Source organism: Paenibacillus endophyticus (assembly GCF_014192395.1).
In the GTDB taxonomy this organism is placed as follows: Bacteria; Bacillota; Bacilli; order Paenibacillales; family Paenibacillaceae; genus Pristimantibacillus; species Pristimantibacillus endophyticus.
On sequence record NZ_JACHXW010000008.1, the window covers coordinates 208,911 to 227,840 of the forward strand.

Sequence of the window (18,930 nt, forward strand, 5' to 3'; positions counted from 1 at the left end):
TTAACGATTCCTCCGAGAGTTTGGTTTGGACTGCAAGAGCAAATACAAGAAATAAGGTCCTCCGATTGCTGCCACGACAACGCCTGCAGGTATGGCATTCGGCTGAAAGAGAGATCTGCCTACCGTATCTGCAACGACTAGAATGACAAGTCCGATAAGCCCTGCAATCGGCAAAAAATGACGATGCTGCGGACCCGCCAGCCGCCTTGCGATATGCGGTGCGATTAATCCGATAAAGCCGATTCCACCGGCCATCGATACGCTTGCGCAGGCTAAAGCTACAGCAAAGATCGTCAGCAGCAAGCGGCTTCGCCCAACAGGGCTGCCGACGCCCATAGCTGTCTCATCTCCCAGCGCGAATAAATCGAGCGAGCGGGAGCGCATATAAATAAGGGGTACAAACAAGGCAATCCAAGGGAGCAGCGCCAGCACATTCACCCATTCTCTTCCCCATACGCTGCCAGCAAGCCATCTCGCCGCAAAAGCGTAAGTGTCCTCGTCAAGCCGAAGCGATAGAAATAACGTAAAAGCGCTGACGCCGGCCTCAACTGCGATGCCGACCAGCAGCAGCCGGATCGGTATTAACCCTTTAAATCGATCAAAGGCAAGCATGAAGATCAATACTGCGATCAGAATCCCGCCAGCAAACGTAAACAACGGAATGAGCAGCGCAGCCGGACCTTCCATATTTCTGAAAAAAGAGACATACACTATCAATCCCAGTGCAGCACCCGCATGGATGCCGAGAATGCCCGGATCGGCTAGCGAATTGCGTGACACTCCCTGCAATACCGCGCCTGAAATGCCCAGCCCGATACCTGCAAGCACGGTCACAACGATACGGGGAAGCCTGTATTCGAATAGAATAAGTTTCTCGTCCGCGGTTCCCCCGCCAAGAAGCGTTCGCCATATCGCTTCAGTTGACAGTCGAATCGTTCCTGTATTTAGGCTTACGATGACGACGGCAGCCGCTGCTGCCAATAGAACAATCGCGACTACGATTGCTTTGGCTGTTCTTTTCTGCTCTACGCTTGCCATACTAAAGCTCCCGCCTTTCTTGACGGGCTAAATAAAGGAAAAACGGCACGCCTACCAACGCTACCATCGCACCGATCGCAAATTCACGGGGAGGGTTTACCATGCGAGAGGCGTAATCCGCCCAGATGAGCAATGTCCCGCCTAACAAAGCAGAGAAAGGAATGAGCATTCGGTAGTCCACGCCTACAATCCGTCTAGCGATATGCGGCACCACAAGGCCTACAAAACCGATCGAGCCAGCTACCGCCACGGAGGAACCGGCTAGCATAACCGCAGCCGTCATGCCCAGCACCTTCACTGTTTTCGTATGTACGCCGAGACTTGCTGCCGTCTCATCGCCAAGCGACAGGAATGATATCGATCTGCCCATTGCCGACGCGCCAGCAATGACGATCAGTACAATTGGGGCGAGCAGCTTCAGGTGCTCCCATTTCACGCCGGCGACGCCGCCTGCATACCAGAAAGCAAGGTCCTGGCTCAGCTCGTAATAAATCGCAATGCCGCTGCTGAAGGAATGAAGAATAGCTGCAATGACGGCGCCGGCTATTGTTAATCGGATCGAATGAAGCCCTCCTTGCGTGGCTGTTCCGAGAAGAACGATAAGCAGCGTGCTGATCGCAGCACCCGCGAAAGACATGAGAATAAGCTCCCAATATGAGATACCCGGCAAAAAGGCAAAGCAAAGCGCTACTACAAAAGCTGCGCCTGCGTTTACGCCAAGAATGCCTGTATCTGCCAAGGGATTGCGCGTGACGCCTTGCATTAGAGCGCCTGCTGCTGCAAATGCCATTCCTGTCACGGCGGCTCCAAGCACGCGAGGAAGCCTATACTCATGCATGATTTGATGAGCGGTCAATTCCGGGTCATATGCGAACACGGAGCCCCATACGACAGCTAAGCTAAACGCCTTCGCGCCGAAGGAAACCGCTACGCCTATCGATAGGAGAAGCACGACCGCAGCCGCTGCAAACCACAATCCTGTTATACGTGCATGATTTATCTTCATTTGATAGCCTCTCGTGCCCCTCCTTTGATCGATAATACTGATAATCATTATCATTATTTTATTATAGCTTTCCCGCTTTGTCCGTACATGACATAATTCAAGATTCCCTCATGGATAATTTCAAGATTGCTTCCGCGAGCAGCTGTCAGACGATCAGCAGCCGCTCTGCTTCTTCTAATTGTTGGTCAATACCGTGAGGCGCATACACGATCCACTTCTCCCACTCCAAAAAACGAAGTTTCTGCGCCCTTACAGCAGGATGGTTCTTCCAATTCGAATTGGTCTCCAGAAGATGCAGCACCCGCTGGTAATCAAGCATAGTCTCGCATACGAGGAACATATAATCCGATTCGAAATCAGTGATTTCATCCGGTTTGATGGAAATCCAGTTAAAACCGGTGCCGATCCGGTGCATGGCTTGGACGTTCGCGATGCGATCCGGCATGGCCATCCCTAGAGAACGATAGAACACATGGCCAATATTTCTTGTCCCGTACATTCTGAGATCGTTTTTGCGGACAACACAAATCGCAGCGGAGGCCTCACCGACCGATGCCTTCACCTTTTTCCGTATCCGGTCAGCTTTTTGATTGTGGGCATCCACCCATTGCAGCGATTCTTGACGCCTATCGACAAGCTCGGCAATCTCGCAGTGATGAGTATAAATGTCTTTGCTTGCCCACGGAATGGGAACAATAGGCGCAATATCGTTAATATGGGCTTTCGCTTTGGCCAATACATTGTCCTTGCACACGATTAAATCAGGCTGCATGTCACTGAATGCTTGACGGCTCGTTTCCCAGGGTTCGGATTCATGCTTGGGCAGCGTTAGCGCCTTCGTAACGAGCGGCATGTAGCGGTGCACCTGCGCTGCGCAAGGAACAATACCGAGCGTAAACAAATGATCGGTATAGGGCGAAGAAAGAGATATGATGTTCAAATCTTGTTTTTTCGTATATATTGTCGGGGAATAGCCGTTCGTATCCTTAAAGCGGCGGCTGAAATAAAACTCATCCACGTAGCCAACATCAGCTGCTATATCATTGACTGGCTTATTCGTCGTGAGAAGCATCTCTTTCGCTTTGTTCATACGCAGATGGGTCAAATAAGAAACGGGTGTTTTATCCATGGCTTTTTTGAAAATTTGCGAGTAATACGAGGGGTGAAGCCTTGCCAGCTCGGCCAGCTTATCGACCCTGATCTCCTCTCGATAATGGTTCTGCATATAGTCAAGCGTCGATCTCAGGCGGTCGGACAGCTCATTAGCCGCTGCCGGCCTCGCATGTTGAAGCAGGATCTGAAGCAAATCGGACAAATGCTGCTGGGCGAGCAGCGGACTTCTGCCTTGATCCTCGCCAGCCGCTAGCAGGTACAAATACCGCTTAAACAGGCTTCCGCTCAGCTGCAGCCTGCCTTCAAGCGGAAAGCTGAGCTCTCGCATGTAGGACCTGCCGGCATCCGTCTGCTCTGCCAATCGAAACCAATCAAAGGACACGACATACAGCTCGCTGTCCGGCTCCGTTGCGAGTTCAACCGACATGGTTTTGCCTGGAGGATATATAAAGAGAGCGTCCCTTTCAAAGCCGCATGATTGACCGTTGACCGTCAGCCTGCCTGCACCCTGTGCCAAATAAAGCAAAGTATGCCGGGCTAACGGCGTAGAGCCGTCAACCCAGCTTGGTGCTTGAATGCCTTTTCCGGCATGTCCAATCTCGAAGATAACGTCTTTCAACCAATAATGATGATCAAGCGTGCTCATTTCAGCACCGCTCCTCTCAGCTGCTGCATCGCTGCTTTTGGCAGCAATAATTGAAAATCATTATCAATTGTAAACATTTGTCCCGTTTAAATCAATCTATTTCAGCTGTATATTTCTTCAATATGATAACGGCATTATGGCCGCCGAAGCCAAACGAATTGGACATGCCGATCTCCATGTTCGCCTTGCGCGCCTTATTCGGCACATAATCGAGATCACAGGTTGGATCGGATTCTTCTTGATTGATCGTCGGCGGAATGATGCCCTCCTGCATGCTCTTCACCAATGCAATCGCCTCGGCTCCGCCTGCTGCGCCAAGCATATGACCGGTCATCGATTTATTCGCCGTAACCGGAATACGGCTGGCTAGCTCGCCGAACAGCTTCTTAATGGCTGCCGTTTCGGAACGGTCACCGATATCCGTACTCGTTGCATGCGCGCTGATCACATCAATCTGATGCGGCTCCAGGCCTGCTTCGCGCAGCGCTGTTTTCATGGCTTGGTAAGCCCCTATCCCTTCAGGGTGCGTGGCTACCATATGGTAGGCGTCTGAGCTGGCTCCGTAGCCAATGACCTCGGCATGAATGCGAGCCCCTCTGCGCTGCGCATGAGTGAACGATTCCAGAATAAGAATGCCGGCGCCCTCCGCCATGACGAATCCGTCGCGACCCGCGTCGAAAGGCCGACTAGCCTGGCTAGGCTGTTCATTCCGTGTCGAGACGGAGGTCGCGTTGCCGAAGCTGGCTAGCGAAATATCCGTGATCGCGGCTTCCGAACCGCCTGCAATAACGACGTCCGCGCTGCCGGAGCGGATAAGCCTCCAAGCTTCGCCTATGGCCGTATTGCCAATCGAACAGGCGGTTACCGGCGCCATGGATGGACCCTGCGTGCCGAACCTGATGCTGATCATTGCCGCAGCCATGTTCGCGATCATCATAGGAACGAGGGTAGGACTAACCCGGTCCGGTCCTCTATCCTGCAATACCGCCGCTTGATCCAGCAGTGTTTGGATACCGCCGATTCCGGAGCCTACGTAAACGCCTACGCGCTCGCGGTCCGTATCCGCCATAGAGAGCGCCGCATCAGCTAATGCCTGCTCAGCCGCCGCGACAGCGAACTGGCTGAAGCGGTCCATTCGGCGCGCATCCTTGCGTCCGAACAGCGCTTCCGCATCAAAATCGCGAACGACACCGCCGATTTTTGATTTATGCTTACTTGTATCAAAGGCATCAATCCGGGATATTCCGGACATGCCGTTCACCAGCCCGTTCCAGAATTGCTCTACAGTGTTTCCTAAGGGCGATACAATACCCATTCCTGTTATGACTACACGCTCCATGCTATTTCCTCCTTCGTTACTACCTTATAGTTAGTAGTTTGTCACAGCTTCTATCCTATTACAAGTTGTCGTTTATTATAGTATAATGAGTACCACTATAACAGGCTGGAAGGGTTGCCGGATATGATTAACCAAGAAACAAGGTTGCAAGCTTTATCTTCGTTCTTAAAATCAAAGCGTGCCAAACTATCGCCTGAGGCTGCCGGATTTCCTGTTGGCACTCGCCGTAGGACGCCTGGCCTTCGGCGCGAGGAGGTTGCGCAGTTGGCCGGTGTAAGCCCAACCTGGTATACGTGGCTCGAGCAAGGCCGGGCGATTAAGGTTTCCGGCTCCGTTCTTGAATGCGTAGCAGTCGCGCTGCAGTTGAACGACGATGAGCGAAAATATTTATATGCATTAGCTATGGAGGCAAGTCATGTTGCCCCTCCCTTGCATGAGGATCATTCAGAGATAACGCCTTCCTTAAGGCATATTTTGCAGGAGCTGCGATTCTGTCCAACCATTATCTCTGATCGGCGCTGCCAGATTGTCGGCTGGAACGCGGCTGCCTCGCATGTATTCATGGATTTCGAAACGATTCCGGCTGAGCAGCGCAATATGATAAGGCTGCTGTTCACGCGGAAAGAGCTGCGCAGGCTGGCAGGCAACTGGGAGCATTTCGTCGGAGGCTTTCTAGCTATCTTCCGCGCTTACTATGGTCAATATGTTCAGGATGATTGGTATGAGCGGTTTATTGAGGAAATGAAGAACAGCCATCCGGACTTTCAATATTTATGGGAGCAAAGTCAGGTTAGCTCTGCACCGGATGTACTGCTGGAATTTCGTCACGCGAAGGCGGGGAAAATGCTGTTTCACCTCACCTCGTTCCAGGTGCAGGGAAATGCGGATTTGCGATGCAGCGTGTATACGCCGGCGCCCGAGACTTCAACGGAAACGAAGCTGCGCCGGCTGATGGAGAAGCAGGAGTAACCTATGCTTCGAATTCGCTGTTTCATATGATTGAACCGTTATCCAAATGGAATAATTCGTGAACAGATTCGGTTCACAAGCAGATGGTCATGACTGATGACAAGCAAGCCGATTTGACGTTTGCTTGCTATCTCCAGGACGGTATGCCAGATTTGAGCCTGCGTGACCGCATCCAGCATCGTCGTCATTTCATCGGCAATTAGAAACTTGGTGTTCGGGCCAAGCGCCCTTGCTATACAGCAGCGCTGCAGCTCGCCGCCTGATAATTCGTTCGGATAACGCCGAAGCCAATCGTCTTTAATGCCTAGCGCATCCAGAAGCGGAGCATCGGGTGACCAGCCCTCCGTTAATGTCCGGGCCATGCTCCATCTCGGGTTAACAGCACGCTCCGGATGCTGGAATATCATCTGGACCGGGTCATAGCCCGTATGATTCGGGCTGCGTCCCGGAACGCTCACTTCACCTGTCAATGGCTTCTCATATCCGGCCAGCAGTCTTCCCAGCGACGTTTTGCCGCTGCCGCTTGGACCGATCAAACCGACCGATTCGCCGGGCTGGATCGCAATGTCATAGTCGCTGAACAGCCACGGCCCATTCCCGTAGCGCCAGCCGATGCCTTTTCCTTCAAGTCGCATGGAGGCACCTCACCGTTCCGCCTCTTAGCTGGCGCGGCTCGGGTTGCTTCGACATGCAGGAATCAACAGCCGACATGCAGCGGTCAGCAAAAAGGCAGCCTTGCAGGTCCATGCTCTTAGAGGGCTGGCTTCCGGCAATCGGAATAAAGCCGTTGCCCGGCAGTGCCTGCCATAATGCTTTACTGTAAGGATGACGCAGCTGCTCGCCTTCACCCTGGAAATCACTTGCTGGCGCGACCTCTACAACCGCCCCCGCGTAAATAACCGCTACTCTATTCGCGATTTGGATGGCCGCTTCGATATCATGCGTGATGAACAGTACCGCACAGCCCTCCTCTGCCAGCTGCTTGAAGTGGCTCAATGCTTCCGCAACGTCCGCGGGATGCATGCCTGGCGTCGGCTCATCCGCAATGATCAGCCGTGAGCGGCTATGAGCAGCCGTTGATACGAGCACTTTGCGTGCCATACCGCCAGAGAGCTGGAAAGGAAACAACCGATTGACATGCTCTCCCAGTCCCAATCGCTTGAATAGGCCTTTCCGTTCACTTGCCTGTGCCTTGCCGTCAAGCTTCGTCTGAAGCTGGCTTCCTACGCGCATAAGCGGATTCAAGTAGGTCACCGATTGCGGTACAAGCGCAATCTCATTGCCTCGGTATTGCCTGAGCAAGTGTTCATCCAGCAGCTCTCCGCCATATCGGATGCTTCCGGAATAAACGGCATTAGCCGGAAGAATGCCCATGATCGCGTGCGCGAGCAGGCTTTTCCCCGAACCGCTTGCGCCTACCACAGCAACGATCTCGCCTTCATTGACAGCCAAGTCCAGATTCTCCATGACGGTGACCGTCTGCTGCCGGCTGCCTTTTGTATATTGCAGGAATGATATTGATAATTGCGTTACCTCTAAGAGTGCCATCGAGCCAGCCTCCTCCTCTCCATATGGGCCCTACTGATCCCAAACCTAAATGCTAAAGATGCGTATGCCTCGGGTCAACGAGCTGCCGCAGGTGATTGCCAAGCTTATCGAATGCCCGTACAGTCAGCAGCAGTCCTAAACCGGGGAATACAGCCAGCCACCACATGCCGGTAGACAAATAACGCATGGATTCCGATAGTATGATGCCGATAGCCGGCTGATGCGGCGACATACCTAGACCAAGAAAGGTGATCGCGGCTTCATGCAGTACCGCATGCGGGAATAGGACAAGAAATCCGACCAGCAATTGCGGGAGCAAATGCGGCGCTAGATGGCGTATCGCAACCTTTAAGCGGGAGCTTCCCAGCTTTCTCGCCACGAGCACATATTCGGCTGCCATCAGCTGCATGGCTTCCGCTCGAATGATTCTGGCTAAGCTGGGCCAATGAGTGAGCATGATGCCGATCGCAATGCCTTTGAGTCCGCCGCCGCATACAAATGCGATCAGTATGAGCATTACGAGATGCGGCACGCTCATGCATACATCGATCAGCCAGCTGATCATTCGGTCAACGGTGCGCCCAAGCGTAGCTGCCATCAGGCCCATCGTCGCTGCGATGACAACGCTGCAGGCTGCGCCGAGCAAACCGACCTTTATGCTCAAGGCAAGGCCCTTCACGGTACGGGAGAGCATGTCCCTTCCAAGCCAATCGGTTCCGAACAAGTGAGTCATCGATGGCGCAAGGTTGCGGTTCTCAAGCTGGACGGATAAACCCGAAGAACCGAGCAGCCAGCTGCAGGCAGCGATACCAGCAAGAAAAATGGCTGCCAGTATCGTTGAAGCGAAGGTTCTGCGCCGTTCATTCCAGCGGTTCGCTCCGTTTAATGTTACAACTGAAGATGCTTGCTTCATCTCCTAGCCCCCTTCTCCAGCCTAAGCCTTGGATCTACGATATGGTAAAAGTAATCCGCCAACGTATTTCCCGTAAATACAAACAGCGTGCTGCAAAGGACGAGTCCCATCAACAAGGGCACATCTCCTCGAAGCCCGGCTTCTACCGTCGCTTGCCCTAAGCCTGGATAAGAAAAAACCTGCTCCGCAAGGACAGCCCCCCCGAACAGTTCGCCAAACGACGCGAATTGAAGCGTGATCGCGGGAAGCGCAATATTGCGCAGCGCATGTCTGAAAAAAAGGCGCGCCCCCCGTTCGCCTCTTGCTCTGGCGAATAATATAAAATCGCTGTCCATCACCTCAATGAGCTTCTGCCGGGTATGCAGCGCGATAGGTGCAATCCCAACGATGCTTAACGTTATGCCCGGCAAGATCATATGCCGGATGTAATCGAAGAATGTAACGCTGCCTGCCAGCATCCCGGCTGGCACGCCTAGCCCGACAGGCAGCAAGCCTAGCCATACGGCAACTATCATCATAAGCAGAAGTCCGACCCAAAAAGCAGGCGTTGAGGCAAGCGTATAGCAAAAGCCGGTAATGACGCGGTCGAGCCAGGAGCCTTTCCTTAGCGCAGCTGCTGCACCAACTGTGAATCCAATAATACCGGATAAGGTCCATGCGAATGCCATCAGCCATACCGAATGCATAAACCGCTCTCCTATTACTTTTGTTACGGCTTCACGGTAAATCATAGAAGTTCCCATGTCGCCTTGAATCAGCGCGCCTGCCCATTTCATGAATCGCTCGGCAAACGGCTTATCGAGTCCCCAATACGCAGCAATTTCTTCCCGCTGCTCCGCACCGACGCGCATCACATCGGCGCCAATATAGGATTGAACCGGATCAATCGGCGACATCGCAACCAGAGCAAACGTAATCATGCTCACGGTGGCCAACAGTAGAAAAAGACGAATTATTTTTTTACCCGTGAATACAGCTATTCCTCGCAGCATGTGCAATCCTCTTCCCGTTGCTGTTATTTCCAGCCCCAGCTTTCAATATTATCCGTTACTGGCCAGCCGTGGCCATGCGGTTGAATACGCTGCTTCCCGATATCCAAGCCGTCCTTCACTAAATATAGATGATCAATGTTGACAAGCCAGGCCCACGGCGCGTCTCCTTTGACGCTTAGGCCCGTCTTTCCGTCCCACTGCGCTTTTTTCCAGTATTCGATCGATTCCTCCTCGGTGCGAGCCTCAAGTGCCTGTTCAAACCATTTGTCTACTGCCGGATTGTTGTAATATCCCGTATTGTAATAATCGACTCCGCCGAAATCACTGCTGTAAAGATTGTACATTTCGAGCGGATCATGGCTGCCCCATCCGAGCAGAATGGCATTGGCATGCATGAGCTTCTCCAGCTCGTCCCAGCTCTTGCCTTCTACATTGATTCGAATGCCGGCATCCTTGACCATCTCTGCAGCTGCAAGCGCCAGTGATTGCCTCGTTACATCGCCTGCCGGATACAGCAGCGTAAATTCCGCCTTTAATCCGTCCTTCTCCACGACTCCGTCGTTATCGTTGTCTGACCAGCCTCCGTCCTTCAAAATGCGGAGCGCCGCATCCGTGTCATGATCTTCGAGCTTTGTATCCTCGTTCCACCAGGGCAAGCCGTCATTTGCGGTATAAGCTGGCGAGCCGTAGCCTTCCAATACGCCCTCGACCAATTGTTCACGATTGATCACTGTGTTAATCGCAAGGCGAATCGCTTTATCAGCCGTTACGTCATTGCCAATCGCATATCCCTTGTCTGTTTTTCCGCCTGCTTTCACATAAGGAAATGCAATGCCGCGGTTATCGACCGTTTTCACCGCTTCCAGCCGCATGCCGGCAACCTCTTGGCCGCTGAATGCGGAAGGGATATAAGCCACGTCCACGCTGCCTGCTTTTGCAGCCGCGAAAGCAGCATCCTCATTCAAAAACAAAAATGTCAGCTTATGGAATGATGGCTTCTTGCCGTAGTAATGCTCATTTGCCTCTACGATGAGCTGCTGTCCGCGATCCCATTGTACAAATGTGAAGGGACCTGAACCGATTGGCTGCTCCGCATATGAGCTGCTGTATGCATGCTTTGGCACGATTCCTGTCGTAATCAAAAAATAGACAAAGGTAGACTGCGGTTTCTTAAGCTGAAATCTGACTTCATTTTCTCCTGCTGTTACACTTGCCAAATTCGTCAAATCGATAGCCGAGCCGTTGCTCGCTGACGTATCGAACGTGAACTTTACGTCTTCGGACGTCAGCGGCTTCCCATCAGAGAATACGACATCGCCGCGCAGTTGGACTGTCCAGGTTAGCCCATCTTCGCTCACTTCATAGCTCTTTGCCAAGTCGCCTTCGATTTTCAAATCATCATCCCGCTTGAGCAGCGTGCTCTGGAATAGCGGAGAACCATAGCGTCCCCAGCCCTTTGTCGGATCGAAGCCCGTATCAGGCTCCGCCCCGATTGCCACGATAAGCGAATCCGCTTTAGTCGTGCCGGTAGTCGGCTTGGCCGCACTGCAGCCATTTACGATTAATAGAATAGCCAAAACAGAAATGATCGTTAACCCTATTTTTTTCAAAAAAACCCCGCCCGTCAATGTTAAGTTTAGTAACACGAATACGGGATATTGTAACACGTTTTATTCAAAATATCATTAAATATGCTCTATTATCCATGATTATCGCATAAAAAAAGACTACCTCACATGGTCGGACCTGACCATAGAAATAGCCTTCAATATGAACCAACCTAGAACCATGAAGGAAGAATGACTCTAGAGCTGTGAATGTTAACCACTTCAAAACCGCAAGCAGCCCTATGTATGCTTATGCTCCTTTGACGCGTCATGCTTGTCGGCATAGGTAACAGACAGCTCAGCGTAAATAACGCCTTTCTGCGCTTGAATCTGCCGATGGAGCGAGCGCAGCCGTGCGAGCTCGCCTCTTACGACGATGACCTCCAAGCATTGATCATGATTCAAGTGAACATGCATATTCGAGATAATGTCATGGTGAAAGCGATGCTGTACTTCCATCAAGACGATCGGAAGATCACTGACATGATGATCATAGACGAGCACGATTGTACCTGCCACATGCTCATCCCCATTCATGCGGGAAGGCTCGAGCAAGGAGCGCCTTGCCATATCCCGTATGGCTTCCGACCGGTTTGTATATCCTTGTTCGTCAATATACTGGTCAAACTGCTCGATTAAAGGCGCCGGGAAGGAGACTCCGAACCGGACTAGCTCATCCCTTTCCGCCATATGCTTCACACCCTGCCTGCTTTAATTTATTTATGTGCTCGAGCGTGCAAATTTGCCTTCACACAATCGGATAATCAATGACAATGACGTTCTCGATCAAACCATCCAGCATCGCTACGAAGCTTTGGTGGGCAGGATGCGGGCCATAGTCTTGCAAGGCCTGCCGATCGGTGAAGGTTACCCTTAGACCAAGCATATAGCCTTGAATATTGCCTGTCTCCAACGTTTCATTGCGGCCTGCTGTCAACTCGACGATACCTGGAACTTGTGTCTTAAGCGCATGCAGCGCCTCCAGCAGCTCCGCTTCTTTGCTAGGAGACAACGCTTCTTTAAACTTAAAGGATACCAAATGTTCGAACATGCAATCGGACTCTCCTCTCATGCTTTTCGCGTGATTTCTACCTATCATACCACGGAGCTCAGCCAATATGGTAACCTTGAATTGGATGGGGCATAATACTTCCAATTGGTTCTGTACAATTCATGCGCAGTCCGTTACCGTTATAATTGCACATCAAATACCTACCATTATGGTTAAAGGATGAACCCGCCGTGTGGAAACCTGATCGCTCAGCCCCCATGCCGTTATACCGGCAAATCGTCGAGCATATCGAGCGCGGCATTACCTATGCGCAGCTCCCCCCAGGCAGCGTGCTGCCTTCCGAGCGCAAGCTCGCCGAGCAGCTTGGCGTTAACCGCAGCACCGTCGTTCAAGCTTACGAGGAGCTGAGAGCTTCGGGGTTAGTGGAAAGCACCGTTGGCAGCGGAACGCGCGTAAGCTTGACCAAGTGGGGTGTATCACCCCTGCATACGCCGAATTGGCGCTTATATACGGAGGGAGGCACCTTCCTGCCCAATCTGCCATTTATGAGAAGAATTCGGGAAGTAACGCGCTATGATGCATCCATCATTAACATGGCAAGCGGAGAGCTTTCATCTGATCTTTTCCCAAATCGTATCGTGAGCCGGATTTTACGCGAGGAGTCGTTCGATGAGCATCTGGGCTATGATGACCCGCAGGGCTATTTGCCGCTCCGGCAAGCCCTTGTGAATAAGCTGCTGCAGGATCAAAACCTGATCACATCCGAAACGTCTATGTTAATCACATCCGGATCGCAGCAATCCTTGTATTTGATTACGCAATGTTTATTATCGCCGGGAGATGCGGTAGCCATCGAGGATCCTTCCTACACCTATTCGCTGCCGATGTTTCAATCAGCAGGCTTGCGAATCTTCCGGCTGCCTGTCCATGCGGATGGCATTGATCCAGAGGATATCATCACGCTGTACAAGAACCACCGTATCCGAATGGTCTTTTTAAATCCCAATTATCAGAATCCTACCGGCACTACCCTAAGCGATGTCAAAAAAAAAAGAGTCCTTGCCATTGCCGCCGACCTGCGTATTCCAATCGTAGAGGATGACCCGTTCAGCTTGACCGACTTCCGCGGCAGCATTCCGACATCGCTTAAGTCGCTGGACAAAGACGGCATTGTCCTGTATATCGGCTCGCTTTCCAAAACAGCAGCCTCCGGCCTTCGCATTGGCTGGCTGGTTGCTCCCCAATCAGTCGTAGACCGTCTCTCTGACGCGAGGCAGCAGATGGATTTCGGCTTGAGCATAATAGCCCAGTGGACTGCGGAGCGCCTGCTTGCCTCTGAAGAATTCGATAAACATATCAAGGAGCTGCGCCAATCGCTGCAGCAGAAGCAGCTTCTTATGTTGGAGGCGCTCACGCATACACTGCAAGATCGAATCAGCTTTGTCCCGCCGGTTGGCGGCCTGAATGTATGGTGCAAAATCAACCACGCTATCGATGACGGCAAATTGCTTGAGGAAGCGATCAAACGCGGCGTCGTATTTGTTCCCGGTAGCGTGTACGGCTCTGAGCCGGGGCATGTTCGCCTCAGCTACGCAAAGCCGAGGCCTGAAGAAATAGCGATAGGCATATCTGCCTTCGCGGAAGCTTTGGAGCGCAGCTAACATGAATGAGAGGAGTTGATTGCGATGACTTACATTATCATTTTGAGCGCTTTGTTTTTTGGCGGCATTATCTACATCCTGCTGGCTGGAGCAGGCATCATCCGTGATGACAACCATATTCAAGACCAGATTTTGAAGAGAATGAATGACGGTCATTAACTAATAACCTTCCCCCATCGGTTGTTTACGGGAATAGAAAAAAGGCTGTACAGGTTATACATCCTGTACAGCCATTTCTATATGATATCCAACCTACAAACGCTGAATATTGAATTCAAACGCCAGCTCTTGGTTAGCTGGAATTAAATACTCATCATGTACCGGTGCACCCCAGCTGTCGTCGCCGCCAACACCCATCTGTCTGCCTGCTACCGTAATCACGGTATAATGCACGTTCGGCAGCTCATAGTGATGATATGCGCTCTCAAGCTCAAATGCAGTGTATGGAGAAATATTGCATTCCACTGGCTGCTTGGCTGGTGCCGTAATTCGAATGCCCTGGCCATAGTCATTGCTGATACTAACGCGACGAACGCCTGTACGGTTGCCTGATTCCTGAGGAACAACATAACCCGATACATTATCTGCCGCATCGTTCTGGAACTCGCTTAATCTGGCTCCGAACGCGCGGTCGATATAGTTTTCTTCAGGACCCATTGCATACCAATCCAAATGGCAATAATCCGCTGGAACCTTGAAAGAAAGCGCGAATATCGGAAGTTTCGGCAAGCCCTCGACGCCTACATAACGTGATTTCACATGCAAGCTTCCGTCTGGCTTCACCGTGTAAGCAACGGATACTTGAACATCTGCGCTTATGCTTAGCTTATAGTCGAAAGTGACGGTTGCGTTGCCTTCTTCCTCGACAAGCCGCACGCTAATGCATTTGCGAGTCAAGCTGGCAGCGAACCATGCTCCAGAATCGAAGCCAAGCGCAAAGCCTTTGTCATTATCGGTTGTTGCACGCCAGAACAACGGTGCCGGCGGGATTGCAATCATTTCTCTGCCCGCATAATTAACCGAAATCAACGTACCTGCTTGCTTCGAGAACATGATGCTGAAATCGCGTCCATGCACACCGATATTAACATCGCCCTGCACGACTCTAAGCGATCCTTCTTGCTGCATTTCAACTTGATTGCCCTCTGTTACGAATACATATTGACCGAACGAGGTCTCATGACCCGCATCCGCCCAAAGCGTACCCTCTTTCAGCAGTAGCGAAGCGTGAATGGCGTATTCGCCAGGCTCGTCCGTGTTTGGCAGCGACAGCTCCACATACGCTTCGGATTGCGCGTCAACCGCGATGCTTTGCGTGCTGCGGAATATTTCTTTCCCTTCAAGATGCAGCGTGAGCACCAGTTCATAAGCATCCGTACCCTCGAACAGATTTTCGTTGATGATTTTCAAGCCGCTGCGGTCAGGAATCAGCTTAATGTTTTGGTAAAGGAACTTAACCTCCTGCATCTTGGGCGATTCCTTGCGGTCCGCGAATACGATGCCGTTCGTACAGAAGTTATAGTCCGTCGCCCGGTCGTCGAAATCGCCGCCGAAAGCCAAAAACTCTTTGCCATAACGATCTTTTTTCACAATGACCTGATCGATATAATCCCAAATAAATCCGCCTTGATACATCGGATATTTCTGCTCAAGCTCCGTGTATTTGTGCATGCCGCCAACCGAGTTGCCCATTGCATGCATATATTCGCAGCTGATGTATGGCTTCTGCGGATCAGCGTTCAAGTATTCCTCAATATCGGCGGGCTTCGCATACATCCGGCTTTCCATGTCGCTGGTCGCATCATAAGTTCGGTTGTGGAATACGCCTTCGTATTGAACGAGCCTGCTCGGGTCCGTCTCACGGAAATAATGGGATACGTTCAGAAGTACCTCACCAGCATAAGCCTCGTTGCCTACGGACCAAATGAGAATAGAAGGATGGTTCTTATCCCGTTCCACCATCGAAATCGCGCGATCCATTACGATCGGCTGCCATTCCGGTTTGTTCTCCGGGATGTTCCAGGACGGCTCAACCGCGCCCATTTTTTGCCATGACCCATGCGTCTCCAGGTTCATCTCGTCAATTACATAGACACCATAAATATCGCATAGCTCGTACCATAACGATTGGTTCGGGTAATGGGAGGTGCGAACGGCATTCAGATTGTTGCGTTTAAGGGTAGCTATATCCCACAGCATGTCTTCCTTCGTGATGGAACGTCCTCTGCGGCTGTTGAATTCATGGCGGTTAACGCCTTTGAATACGATACGTTTCCCGTTGAGATGCATAACCTTGTCAATCATTTCGAAGTTGCGGAAACCTACCCTTTGCGGAACGGCTTCAACTAGCTTGCCTTCTGAATCAAAAACCGATATATAAAGCATATACAAATAGGGCTTCTCTGCGCTCCACGGCGTTACTTGTCCGGCATCCATCGACACGGTTGCCTTGCCGTCCCCGAACGACTCGGATTTGCCTGTTGCGACTATTTGACCGTCTGCATCCTTCAAAGTCATGGTCACGCTGGATGGCTGTTCGCCTGACAGCTTCAAATCTACGCGCAATTGACCGTTCTTGTATGCTTGATCAAGCTCAGCATGTACGAACAGGTCACTTACGTGAACACTAGGAACTGTATATAAATATACATCGCGGAATATACCTGAAAAACGCCAAAAATCCTGATCTTCCAGCCAGCTGCCCGTGCTACGTTGATATACTTCTACCGCAAGCTTATTTTCGCCTTCAACCAGAAACGGAGTCAAATCGAATGCCGATGGCGTGAAGCTGTCTTCGCTATAACCGACAAATTGCCCGTTCAGCCATAGATAGAAGGCGGACTCTACCCCTTGAAACGAAAGATACACAGGCTTGCCCTGCATATTGCCCGGCACAGAGAAATATTTCACATAGCTGCCAACCGGATTATGGTCCTCGGGAATTGCAGGCGGACGAATATCATTGTGGCCATCCCATGGATACATCGTATTCACATACTGAGGTTTGCCAAAGCCTTGCAGCTGAATATGGCCCGGAACTTCTATACTGCTCCAGCCATTGCAGTCATAGTCCGCTTCATGAAATAACGCTGGACGATCGGCAGGTTTAACGGAATAGGCGAATTTCCAGCTGCCGTTCAATGAGTGGCGAAGTGCCATTGGCGCTTCCTTCTCGGCTTCCTCTACCGTCTCGTAATAACGGTGATCAGAGTGGGCCGGCAAACGGTTTACCGCAAATACGCTCACATCCGTGAGCCAGCTCACATTCGGTTTCATTGTAGTCATTGCGATTTCCCCTTATAGTCATGTAAAAGTCAGGAGGCGCGTATCGAGCACGCGGCCGCCTGACTTTTCGTGTACTTATTTCACTGAGCCAGTCATTCCCGCTACGAAGTGCTTCTGCATTAAGAAGAACACAAGCGCTGTTGGTATCGTTGAAATAACGATAGCTGTCATAATAATACCATAATCAGGCGAATAGCTTGATCCTAAATTAGAGATCAGCATCGGCACCGTTTTCTTCTCCGGCGATTGTAAGACGATGAGCGGCCACAAATAATTGTTCCAGCTTGACATAAAGGTGATAATGCCAGCTGCCGCGTATGTCGTCTTCATCGTTGGCATAAAGATTCGGAAGAAGAGACTGATCTCATTCAATCCGTCGATTCGACCTGCTTCAAGCAGCTCCCGCGGGAACATTTTGGTATTCTGACGGAAGAAGAAAATAAGAAAAGCAGTCGTAAACGTCGGCAGAACGACGCCAGACAAGGTATCCAATCCGATAAACGGAATAACCTGCGAAATTTTGCCGAACATTTGGAACAATGGCACCATAATTGCTGCGAATGGAATCATCATCGAAAGCAGCAGGATGCTAAATACGATATCCTTTGCTTTACTCCGATAGATTTCAAAGCCATAACCGGCTAAAGATGCAATAACCATGGCTAGAATCGTAGTCGTGACAGAAATTTTCGCTGAGTTCAGCAATGCTGGCACGATGTCAACGGTATTGAAAAGCTGTTTAAGATTCTCGATAAGCTGTCCGCCGGGAAGCAATCTTCCTTGGGTTACGTCAGCCGATTTGTTGGTAGCGCTGATGATCATCCAAAGAAACGGGAAGATCGATACGAAGGCAAGCAAGCTTAGAAAGATATAGATAAATACACGCTTTAGCTTATCCATTTTTATCACCTGCCGCTTTGAACTGAATAAATGCCAAGATGATGATCATGATCACGATCGAGTAAGATACTGTAGCTGCGTAGCCGAAATCGGCTGAGTATTTGAAGGAAAGGTTATAAATATATTGCGAGATGGACATGGATGCATTACCCGGTCCGCCCTTCGTAATATTGACAACCTCATCAAACAATTGCAGCGTACCGATGGTTGACGTTATGGATGTAAACAATATGATTGGCTTGAGCAAAGGAACGGTAATCCCAAAAAACTGTCTTGTTGACGAAGCACCGTCGATTTTTGCAGCCTCATATATGGAATGGTCGATATTTTGAAGCGCGGACAAATAAAAGATCATGTTATAGCCGGTCCAGCGCCATGTGATTGCGATAATAACGGTAACTTTCGCCCAGAATGGATCCGTAATCCACTGAATCGGCGCAGCGATCAAATGAAGATTGGTCAACAGCTTATTGACTAGTCCTTCAGATGCGAACAAATATTTAAAGATAACGGAATACGCTACGAGCGAGGTAACGGCCGGCAAGAAAATAGCCGTTCGGAAAAATCCTTTAAACTTCAGTTTACTGTCGTTAAGCAATACAGAAATAAACATAGCAAGCACGATCATTACTGGAACTTGAATAATCAAGTAAATAAAGGTGTTCTTTAATGCCGTCAAAAACGTTTTGTCAGTGAACAAGCGGACATAATTGTCAAATCCGACGTAATCGAGATTCATCCCTTTACCCGATTTGAACGATAGCAACAACGCTTGAATCATTGGATAGAAATAGAATGCCACAATCATGACAACTGCCAGAATGATGAACATCCATCCGGTCAAATTAGCTCTATTGCGAATTTTCACGCCAGGCCTCGCTGCTTTCACGTTAGCCTAACC

17 protein-coding genes are annotated in these 18,930 nt (G+C 50.7%); 3 read left to right on the forward strand and 14 right to left on the reverse strand.

The genetic code is table 11. The features are described 5' to 3' along the window. The 4 genes from FHS16_RS15555 to fabF all read right to left on the reverse strand — a co-directional run bounded on the left by FHS16_RS15555 (nucleotide 1) and on the right by fabF (nucleotide 5,142). On the reverse strand, nucleotides 1–1,038 hold the full coding sequence (locus FHS16_RS15555) for a FecCD family ABC transporter permease (protein WP_183564057.1): 1,038 nt from the start codon (nucleotides 1,036–1,038) through the stop codon (nucleotides 1–3). 1 nt (nucleotide 1,039) lies between these two features. Further along, nucleotides 1,040–2,044: a FecCD family ABC transporter permease gene (locus FHS16_RS15560; protein ID WP_183564060.1), complete on the reverse strand. Its 1,005-nt coding sequence runs from the start codon at nucleotides 2,042–2,044 to the stop codon at nucleotides 1,040–1,042. A 145-nt stretch (nucleotides 2,045–2,189) separates the two neighbouring features. Continuing rightward, nucleotides 2,190–3,803 carry a helix-turn-helix domain-containing protein gene (locus FHS16_RS15565; protein ID WP_183564063.1) on the reverse strand — a complete coding sequence of 538 codons (1,614 nt, stop codon included), beginning with the start codon at nucleotides 3,801–3,803 and terminating at the stop codon, nucleotides 2,190–2,192. A gap of 91 nt (nucleotides 3,804–3,894) precedes the next feature. Continuing rightward, on the reverse strand, nucleotides 3,895–5,142 hold the full coding sequence (gene fabF / locus FHS16_RS15570; RefSeq protein ID WP_183564066.1) for a beta-ketoacyl-ACP synthase II: 1,248 nt from the start codon (nucleotides 5,140–5,142) through the stop codon (nucleotides 3,895–3,897). Between the two features lie 126 nt (nucleotides 5,143–5,268). Here fabF and FHS16_RS15575 point away from each other — a divergent pair, with 126 nt between their 5' ends. Continuing rightward, on the forward strand, nucleotides 5,269–6,111 hold the full coding sequence (locus tag FHS16_RS15575) for a helix-turn-helix transcriptional regulator (protein ID WP_183564238.1): 843 nt from the start codon (nucleotides 5,269–5,271) through the stop codon (nucleotides 6,109–6,111). A 38-nt stretch (nucleotides 6,112–6,149) separates the two neighbouring features. On the opposite strand, the gene FHS16_RS15580 is transcribed toward FHS16_RS15575, so the two are convergent. From FHS16_RS15580 to FHS16_RS15610, 7 genes are all read right to left on the reverse strand, one after another. Then, nucleotides 6,150–6,746 carry an ABC transporter ATP-binding protein gene (locus FHS16_RS15580; protein ID WP_183564069.1) on the reverse strand — a complete coding sequence of 199 codons (597 nt, stop codon included), beginning with the start codon at nucleotides 6,744–6,746 and terminating at the stop codon, nucleotides 6,150–6,152. Continuing rightward, the gene (locus FHS16_RS15585; protein ID WP_183564072.1) at nucleotides 6,736–7,659 is read right to left on the reverse strand and encodes an oligopeptide/dipeptide ABC transporter ATP-binding protein; all 924 of its coding nucleotides are present in this window, start codon (nucleotides 7,657–7,659) and stop codon (nucleotides 6,736–6,738) included. The genes FHS16_RS15580 and FHS16_RS15585 overlap by 11 nt, the downstream gene beginning before the upstream one ends. 52 nt (nucleotides 7,660–7,711) lie before the next feature. Next, nucleotides 7,712–8,572 carry an ABC transporter permease gene (locus FHS16_RS15590; RefSeq protein ID WP_183564075.1) on the reverse strand — a complete coding sequence of 287 codons (861 nt, stop codon included), beginning with the start codon at nucleotides 8,570–8,572 and terminating at the stop codon, nucleotides 7,712–7,714. Beyond that, nucleotides 8,569–9,564: an ABC transporter permease gene (locus tag FHS16_RS15595; protein WP_183564078.1), complete on the reverse strand. Its 996-nt coding sequence runs from the start codon at nucleotides 9,562–9,564 to the stop codon at nucleotides 8,569–8,571. The genes FHS16_RS15590 and FHS16_RS15595 overlap by 4 nt, the downstream gene beginning before the upstream one ends. A 23-nt stretch (nucleotides 9,565–9,587) precedes the next feature. Beyond that, nucleotides 9,588–11,174 (reverse strand): ABC transporter substrate-binding protein, encoded by a 1,587-nt coding sequence (locus tag FHS16_RS15600; protein WP_183564081.1) that lies wholly within the window; start codon nucleotides 11,172–11,174, stop codon nucleotides 9,588–9,590. Between the two features lie 237 nt (nucleotides 11,175–11,411). Continuing rightward, the gene (gene nikR / locus FHS16_RS15605; protein WP_183564084.1) at nucleotides 11,412–11,861 is read right to left on the reverse strand and encodes a nickel-responsive transcriptional regulator NikR; all 450 of its coding nucleotides are present in this window, start codon (nucleotides 11,859–11,861) and stop codon (nucleotides 11,412–11,414) included. Between the two features lie 58 nt (nucleotides 11,862–11,919). Next, nucleotides 11,920–12,222, reverse strand: coding sequence for a Dabb family protein (locus FHS16_RS15610; protein ID WP_183564087.1), 303 nt, complete (start codon nucleotides 12,220–12,222; stop codon nucleotides 11,920–11,922). Between the two features lie 191 nt (nucleotides 12,223–12,413). On the opposite strand from FHS16_RS15610, the gene FHS16_RS15615 reads away from it, so the two are divergent. Both FHS16_RS15615 and FHS16_RS32255 read left to right on the forward strand, forming a co-directional pair. Further along, nucleotides 12,414–13,844 carry an aminotransferase-like domain-containing protein gene (locus tag FHS16_RS15615; protein WP_183564089.1) on the forward strand — a complete coding sequence of 477 codons (1,431 nt, stop codon included), beginning with the start codon at nucleotides 12,414–12,416 and terminating at the stop codon, nucleotides 13,842–13,844. A 24-nt stretch (nucleotides 13,845–13,868) separates the two neighbouring features. Then, nucleotides 13,869–14,003, forward strand: coding sequence for a hypothetical protein (locus FHS16_RS32255; RefSeq protein WP_281379121.1), 135 nt, complete (start codon nucleotides 13,869–13,871; stop codon nucleotides 14,001–14,003). Between the two features lie 93 nt (nucleotides 14,004–14,096). Here the strand turns inward: FHS16_RS32255 and lacZ are convergent, their stop codons facing one another. From lacZ to FHS16_RS15630, 3 genes are all read right to left on the reverse strand, one after another. After that, nucleotides 14,097–17,129, reverse strand: a complete 3,033-nt coding sequence (gene lacZ / locus FHS16_RS15620) for a beta-galactosidase, LacZ type (RefSeq protein ID WP_183564092.1) — start codon at nucleotides 17,127–17,129, stop codon at nucleotides 14,097–14,099. A 75-nt stretch (nucleotides 17,130–17,204) separates the two neighbouring features. Continuing rightward, nucleotides 17,205–18,029: a carbohydrate ABC transporter permease gene (locus FHS16_RS15625; RefSeq protein WP_183564095.1), complete on the reverse strand. Its 825-nt coding sequence runs from the start codon at nucleotides 18,027–18,029 to the stop codon at nucleotides 17,205–17,207. After that, complete coding sequence (locus FHS16_RS15630; RefSeq protein ID WP_183564241.1) at nucleotides 18,022–18,861, reverse strand: carbohydrate ABC transporter permease; 840 nt, start codon at nucleotides 18,859–18,861, stop codon at nucleotides 18,022–18,024. The genes FHS16_RS15625 and FHS16_RS15630 overlap by 8 nt, the downstream gene beginning before the upstream one ends. Nucleotides 18,862–18,930: the final 69 nt, after the last annotated feature.